The organism is Rhodoferax sp. (genome assembly GCF_014859475.1).
In the GTDB taxonomy this organism is placed as follows: domain Bacteria; phylum Pseudomonadota; class Gammaproteobacteria; order Burkholderiales; family Burkholderiaceae_C; genus Rhodoferax.
This window is the reverse complement of record NZ_JACUUE010000162.1, coordinates 1-5,741: the sequence shown is the minus strand read 5'-3', so window position 1 is coordinate 5,741 and position 5,741 is coordinate 1. Positions and strand designations below refer to the sequence as shown.

General features: G+C 62.1%; 5 protein-coding genes. All 5 read right to left on the bottom strand.

Annotated features, from left to right (window positions below; all coding sequences use genetic code 11):
• Positions 1–1,145, bottom strand: a 1,145-nt coding sequence (glyS, locus tag IBX54_RS11840; RefSeq protein WP_296542856.1) for a glycine--tRNA ligase subunit beta, incomplete at its 3' end; no start/stop codon positions are given.
• A gap of 59 nt (positions 1,146–1,204) precedes the next feature.
• Entirely contained in the window at positions 1,205–2,116 is a 912-nt protein-coding gene (glyQ, locus tag IBX54_RS11835; RefSeq protein ID WP_296542855.1) for a glycine--tRNA ligase subunit alpha, read from the bottom strand.
• Positions 2,117–2,455: 339 nt separating this feature from the next.
• On the bottom strand, positions 2,456–4,024 hold the full coding sequence (lnt, locus tag IBX54_RS11830) for an apolipoprotein N-acyltransferase (protein WP_296542854.1): 1,569 nt from the start codon (positions 4,022–4,024) through the stop codon (positions 2,456–2,458).
• A 49-nt stretch (positions 4,025–4,073) separates the two neighbouring features.
• Positions 4,074–4,940: an HlyC/CorC family transporter gene (locus tag IBX54_RS11825; protein WP_296542853.1), complete on the bottom strand. Its 867-nt coding sequence runs from the start codon at positions 4,938–4,940 to the stop codon at positions 4,074–4,076.
• Positions 4,941–5,033: 93 nt separating this feature from the next.
• A complete protein-coding gene (locus tag IBX54_RS11820; RefSeq protein WP_296542857.1) occupies positions 5,034–5,735 on the bottom strand; it encodes a GNAT family N-acetyltransferase in 702 nt (233 codons plus the stop codon).
• Positions 5,736–5,741: the final 6 nt, after the last annotated feature.

The window sequence follows — 5,741 nt, the reverse complement described above, 5'->3', positions numbered from 1 at the left end:
TGCGTGCCCAGCTTGTTGTGATAGACCACCTTGTCGAGCCCGGTCACGCGGGATTCGAGCGTTTTTTTGCAGTCCTGATCGAAAAAGAACTTGGCATCACTCAGGCGCGGGCGCACCACGCGCTCGTTGCCGCCAATGACCAGGCTGGCATCAGCCGGATTGATGTTGCTCACCACCAAAAACTTGGGCCTGAGCTTGCCCTGGGTGTCCACCAGCGGAAAGTACTTCTGGTTGGCTTTCATGGTCAGGATCAGGCACTCCTGCGGCACGTCCAGGAACTGCTCCTCAAAGGCGCAGGTCAGCACGTTGGGGCGCTCCACCAGCGCCGTCACCTCGTCGAGCAAAGCGTCATCCATCAGCACCTCAAAGCCCGGCCCCAGGCGCTCGGCGGCCTGCGCGAGCTGCTGCACGATGGCAAAGCGCCGGTCGTTGAAACTGGCGATCACGGCACCGTCACGCAGCAACGTGGTGGCGTAGTCATCGGCATGCGCCACTTCGACCGGCGACTTTGAGGCCTCGAAACGGTGGCCCTGCGTGAGCCTGCCCGCGCTCAAGCCCAGCAGTTTCACCGGCACCACGGTGTTGCCATGCAGCGCCAGCAAACCATGCACCGGGCGCACGAAATGCACGCTGCTCCAGCCCGGCAGTTCGCAATCGGTCTCCAGCTGATAGCTCATCATCTTGGGGATCGGCAACTGGGCCAAGGTGGCCAGCAGGGCTTGCTGCAAACCGACGTCGAGCGTGGCACCGCTCACCAGGCTGTCGTAAAACAACGCCTCGGCCTTGCCGTCCTGCGCCTTGCGCAAAGCGGCCACGGCAAACACCGGGTCAGACACATCGGCGCCCAGTGCCTGCAGTTTTTTGAGCAGGGCGGGCGTGGCCAGGCCCTGGGCATCAAGGCCCACGCTCACCGGCATCAGCTTTTGCTGCACTGCCTTGTCAGCCGCCTTGGCCGCTACGTGGGTGATGTGTGCGGCCAATCGGCGCGGTGAGGCAAAGGGCGTGGCAACCGAGTCATCAGACGCCAGACCCAGCGTGCGCAGTTGCGCGCAAAGCTGGCTGGCAAACACCTCGCCCAGTTTTTTAAGCGCCTTGGGTGGCAGCTCTTCAACGAACAATTCAACAGTCAGGTTTTGGTGGGTCATGATTACTTCTTTATTCAGTAGAGGACAGAGCGGGTTTTATTGGCCTGCCTCGCAATCTCTCAGGCCTTCATTTGCGCCACCCAGGCGCGTGGCGCCAGCGGGAAGCCCAGGCGCGCGCGGCTGTCAAAGTAGCTTTGCGCCACGCCGCGCGCCAGGTTGCGGATGCGCCCGATGTAGGCGGCGCGCTCGGTCACGGAAATGGCACCGCGCGCATCGAGCAGGTTAAAGCTGTGCGCGCACTTGAGCACCTGCTCGTAAGCGGGCAGCGCGAGTTGCTCTTCCATTAAATGTTTGGCCTGTTTTTCATGCGCTGTGAAGGCGGTGAACAAAAAGTCGGCATCGCTGTGCTCAAAGTTGTAGGCTGACTGCTCTTTTTCGTTTTGCAGATAGACGTCGCCGTAGCTGAGTTTGGTGCCGTCGGGCGCCTCGGTCCAGGTCAGGTTATAGACGTTGTCAACGCCTTGCAGGTACATGGCCAGGCGTTCCAGCCCGTAGGTGATCTCGCCGGTGATGGGCCGGCAGTCGATACCGCCCACCTGCTGAAAATAAGTGAACTGCGTTACCTCCATGCCGTTGAGCCAGACCTCCCAGCCCAGGCCCCAGGCACCCAGCGTGGGATTTTCCCAGTCGTCTTCCACGAAGCGGATGTCGTTTTTCTTCAGATCGAAGCCAAGCGCTTCGAGCGAACCGAGGTAAAGCTCCAGAATGTTGCCAGGCGCGGGTTTGAGCACCACCTGATACTGGTAGTAGTGCTGCAGCCGGTTCGGGTTGTCGCCGTAGCGGCCGTCCTTGGGGCGTCGGCTCGGCTGCACATAGGCGGCCTTCCACGGCTCCGGCCCCAGTGCCCGCAAAAACGTGGCCGTGTGCGAGGTACCCGCGCCGACCTCCATGTCGTAGGGCTGCAACAACGCGCAGCCTTGGGCATCCCAATAAGACTGCAGTTTCAAAATGATTTGCTGGAAGGTCAACATAAGCGGTAAAGGCAGCGCGCAACGCGGCCCGGAAGTAAATGGGTTTGACGCAAGCACCTGCGTCTGAGGCGGCAATTTTACGGGCTTATGCGCGCCTCAAAAGGTGGCCTGCCCGAATGCCAATTCGGAAAACTTGAGACGCTTGCGCACCGTTGGCAAAAGAGCGCCGGCCTCAGCGCTCCCCGGATTATCCGGGCTACCAGCTGGCATCAGCACGAGGCGCGGGAATTGGGATGTCGGCACCCCACCCCCTTCTGTATGCGCCTGCGCTGGGTGGGTTTTGCGGGATCAGGCGTCGCGATTGTCTGAGGCGATAGCCGAGTTCGAGCGACGCCCCATTCAGCGGTCAAAACAAGAATCTCTGCCCGGCCGCTTCGACCAAGCCGCCACCGTCAGCACGCCCAGCGCCAGCAGCAGCAAGGGCAACAGCCCCCAGCGCGCCAGCCACCAAGCGTAGGGCGTGATGCCGCTGCGCCCTTGCACCGCGCCATGCAGCGCCACAGCCGTGTGCGGTAGGGCAGCATGGGTCACGCGGCCGCGGTGGTCCACGATGGCGGTGCGCCCGGTGTTGGTCGCCAGCAAAAAAGGCCGGTCAAACTCCAGCGTGCGCAAGCGGGCAATCTGCAGATGCTGGTTCATCGCCAAACTATCGCCAAACCAGCCCAGGTTGCTCACATTGACCAGCATCGTCGGGGCTTTGGCTTCAATCAGGAACTGGCGCGCCAGCTCTTCACTGAAGAGGTTCTCGTAGCAAATGGTGGCAGCCAGGCGCTGGCCCTGCCAGTCAAAGGTGGGCTGCGGCAAGGCACCGCGGTTGAAGTCGCCCAGCGGAATATTCATCAGATCAGTAAACCAGCGAAAAAACGGCGGAATGAACTCGCCGAAGGGCACCAAATGGTGCTTGTCGTAGCGCCAGGGGCTGCCCTGCCCGGGCTTGAGTCCGACCACCGAATTGGTGTAGCCCTCCTCAAAACTGCCCAGCGGCACACCCACCAGCGCTGCCTGCGCGCCGCTGGCGAAACGCTGCTGCAAGGCTTGCCAATAGCCCGGTGGCAGTTGCGCGGGCAGCAGCGGCAGCGCCGTCTCGGGGGTGATCACCAGCGCCCTGGTGCTTTGCTGAAGCTGCTCGCCGTACCACTGCAAAGCCTTGAGCACGCCGGTCTGGCTGTCGAATTTTTCGTCCTGAGGAATGTTGCCCTGCAACAAGGTCACGTCCAGGGTGCCGGTCGAGCCACCCTGCGGCGGGGGTAAGCCCTGCGGCAGCAGCACAAGGACAAGCAGCAGCACGGCTGCGCCAAGGGCATCGCGCCGACGGCCCGCCAAGCTGGCCGACAGTCCCAACGCCACACAGGCTGCCAGCCAGGCCGCGACAAAACTGACGCCATACAAGCCCACCCACGGAATCAACCCGGCCAACGGTCCGGCCAGGTGCGCATAACCAATGGCGCCCCAGCCAAAGCCGGTCAGCAGCATGCCCCGGGCCATCTCGGCGAGTAACCACAGGGCGGCAAACACCAGCGCCGCCCAAACCGGATGACCGAGCGCCAAACGCCTGAAAACACCACAAGCCGCCGCGTAGTAAAGCGCCAGCAAGCCCGCCAGCAACAGCACCGCCAGCACAGCCAACGGTGCCGCCAGGCCGCCGTAAGTGTGCATCGAGGTGAACAGCCAGCCAAAGGTGCAGGCAAGCCAGGCCGTGGTAAAAATCCAGCCGCGCAGCGCCGCCTGTCGCCAATTGGCCGCGCTACGCAACAAGCCCGCCAATGTCGCCAGCGCCAGACCCTGCCCCCACCAAAGCGGTTCGCCTTGCGCCAAACCAGCCCACGCCAACGCTGGTGACACGGCCACCGGCCATGCCAGGCTGGCCGCCTGCAGGGCACCCGCCAGCGACAGCGCCAGCCAGGTCATCAGGGAAGCGCTTCGGGATTCCCGCACAAACCGGCCGAAGCCCTGCGGCTCAGGTCGGCTCATTGGGCACCGGCGACACCTTGAACCACTTCACCGCGCCACCTTTGGTGTGCATCACGGCAAAGTCAAGTCCTGCCTGCGTATGGCGTTCGCCACGCCGGGGCACGTGGCCCATTTCATGCGCAATCAGGCCGCCGATGGTGTCAAAGTTTTCGTCGGCATCGCTGCTGTCGAGCTTGACGCCAAACGCCAACTCGACGCGCTCCACGGTGGTGTCGCCGCTGACGCGGTAGCTGCGGTCCGGCAAGCCAAAAATGTCGCCATCGTCTTCGGCAATGTCGAATTCATCCTCGATCTCGCCAACGATTTCTTCCAGCACGTCCTCAATCGTCACCAGGCCCGCCACGCGGCCGAACTCGTCGATGACGATGGCCAGGTGGTTGTGGTTGCTTTGGAAGTCGCGCAGCAAGTCGTTGAGACCTTTACTCTCAGGCACAAACACCGCCGGGCGCAGCAAGGCGCGAATATTGAGCTCTGGCGCGCGCTGCAGCTTGAGCAGATCTTTGGCCATCAGGATGCCGATGATGTTCTCGCGCTCGCCCTCGAACACCGGAAAACGCGAGTGCGCCGTGTCGATCACACCGTGCATCATGGTGTCGTAAGGGTCATCAATGTTGACCAACTCCATGCGGGTGGAGGGCACCATGATGTCGCCGGCGCTCATGTCGGCCATGCGGATCACGCCTTCAAGCATCTTGCGCGAATCGGCACCGATGAGCTGGTTGTGCTCGGCCTCTGCCAGGGTTTCGATCAACTCGTCGGTCGAATCAGGACCGGGGTGGATGAACTCGGCAATTTTTTGCAGAAAAGTTCGCTTGTCTTCCCGGTCGGGGCGCGTAGGGTAAGGGTCGGACACAGCCAATCTAGCAGGACATGCGTTTGTTGAACAAGCCTCTAGGATAGCGGATAACGCCTGGACCACGCGCAAGCGCGCAGCGCAGCGCTGCCGTCAATCGTGTTTTTCAACCCCGTCGCCGCCGCGCCAGGCGTTTTGCAGACTGGCCAGCGTGTTGTGAAACTGCCGGGCTTGCAGCTTGAACTGGTAGTTGGCCTGCGCCAGTTGCTCTTCGACCATTTCGGTCAGGTGCGTGTTCATGGTGGCAGGCGGCAGCACCAAGTGGCCTTCGGTCTCGGCGCCATCGCGCACAAAAGTGGCGCCGGCGTGGCTGGCAATTCTGAGCATGGCCGTGTTTTCGCTCAGCACATGAACGTACAGCTTGCGCACCCCAACGTTGCGGGCGTGCATCACGGCGCGCTCGAACAAGCGGCTACCGTAATGGCGACCGCGCGCCTGAGGCAGCACCGACACGCCAAACTCGGCACTTTGATCTGCCCCCGTAGCGGGCGCGTAGGCCAGATGCGCCATGGCAATCAGCACCAGATGCCGGTTGTAAATGCCAAAAATCTCATCGCGATCAAAATTCAGGCCATCCACATAGCGTTCGATCTGCTCATCGTTTGCAGAAAAACCAAAACGGTAATAGCGGTCGTGGGCATCCAGTGCCTTGAGATGGCCGGCGATGCGCGCACGGTGGTTTTCACCCAACGAGCGGATCGGCACCATAACGTCCGGCTTTCTGGACGCCCTGGCCTGCACAGACGTGTGCGACGCAGCGCCAAGCGCCGCAGCATGGCTTGCAGCAGGATTCATGGTGTT